Annotated in this window: 2 protein-coding genes; both read right to left on the reverse strand. The window is 59.2% G+C overall.

Annotation, left to right across the window (positions count from 1 at the left end):
* A partial coding sequence (locus AC1DT3_RS20345; RefSeq protein ID WP_477467022.1) for a hypothetical protein occupies window positions 1-642 on the reverse strand: 642 nt, incomplete at its 3' end.
* 249 nt (window positions 643-891) lie between these two features.
* On the reverse strand, window positions 892-1,365 hold the full coding sequence (locus AC1DT3_RS20350) for an MgtC/SapB family protein (protein WP_477467023.1): 474 nt from the start codon (window positions 1,363-1,365) through the stop codon (window positions 892-894).
* Window positions 1,366-1,649: the final 284 nt, after the last annotated feature.

Genomic DNA, 1,649 nt, shown 5'->3' on the forward strand with positions numbered 1-1,649 from the left:
AAGTGTGCCCTCGCGATTGTCGAAAACGTTGGTGCCGCCGCCGAGATCGACATTGCCTTTGATGACGCCCTTGTTGATGATGGTGTCGTTGGCACTCGAACCAATGATCGCCCTCAGTATGAGCGCGCCGCTGCCGACGATAGTTCCGCTATTGATCACCGTCGATCCACTGCCAAGTGAATCGAGGGTCAGCGCGGTACCGTGGTGGGCAAAGATGGTTCCCTCGTTGACGACTTCGATCTTCCCACCTTGGATGGCAATGCCGTTTTGATATCCCTCGATCGTCCCGGCGTTCCATATCCTCTGGTCATAACCCAAGTTCGACGCCAGGCTGATCCCAGCAAGACGACCGTAAACCGAACCGCTGTCTCCGATATGGATAAATCCTCGGGCTGCCTGCAAACCGTAGTTGTTCGAAGATACGCCGCCCAATATCGTCGCCGTCAGCTCACCAGATGCGGAATGGATCGCATTTGCACCGGCGCCGGTGGCGGATAGCCCTCCCAGACGCTCGACAACGATAAAATCATCCCCAGTCACAACCGACGCATGTTCGCCGGCTGCCGTGGTCGTGACTTGGACGGTTGAGATTATCTTGGGCATTGCGTGTCCTGTTGAGCTGAAACTCTCCATGACACGCATGACGCTGCGTCGCCCCCGTGCGAACGCACGGGAAACCCAATGTCTGGGCCTGTTCTGATGCGAGGAACGGCCAGCCGAATTGACCTAGGACCGCCGCTACGATCCCACCTATCGTTCATCGCCGTGCGGCAACCGAGAAGCACAACCGTGTTTCAAGAGCGATGTTCTGGCCAGGATGGTGATGATGATGATGATGATCACCGGCCTCGCGACCGCAACGGAGCTATCCAGCCGCCGGCATGCAATCCGTCACCCAGGCGAAGGCGGGGCGGTGCCGCCATCGGGTTTGTCGTCGGGTTTGATCGGAGACAGTCCGCGGAAAGTGAAGATTGTAAACAGCGCAATAACGATGGCGACATCGTAGCTGCCGAGGCCTACCGCAGCTCCAATTGCGCCCGTCGCCCATAGCCCCGCGGCGGTGGCTGTTCCTTGCACAGCGCCGGCTTGCTTGATGATGGCCCCCCCGCCGATGAAGCCGATACCCGTGATCAGACCTTCGATGACGCGCGCCTGAGCCTCCGGCGAGCTCCCGAAGTCGCCCTCCGTCGCCTGAACGAACCCGCAGCTTGCGACGGCGACGAGCGGGAATGTCCGTAGGCCTGCACTCCGCTCATTGCGCTCCCGATCCCATCCGATGGGTAAAGCGAGGACATAGGCGAACGCCAAGACCGCGACATGGGGGATGAAGGGAAACGTCTCCAGTATGTGCTCGATCTGGTCCATTCGGCGTCCGCGGTGTCCACTCGGTGCACTGAAAAGCGGCAGAGCTGTGCGTTGGTTCCATCGTCGTAAAGACATGCCGGCTAGTTTGGTCGCGCAGGCGACCAACGAGGCTTCGTTCGCGCTTCCTGCCAACTCGCTCTAGCCGTCTTGGCGTGTGGCTACCCAATAATACAATCTCGTTTCAGGAGTGGCGTCTCCGGCATGGATTTTTGGAGCCGAGCCTACCGCCTATACAACAGCTTTCCGTGCGCTGCGGACTTTGGCGACATAAGGCAGCATGAATA

It is taken from the genome of Microvirga sp. P4_G7, assembly GCF_056401005.1.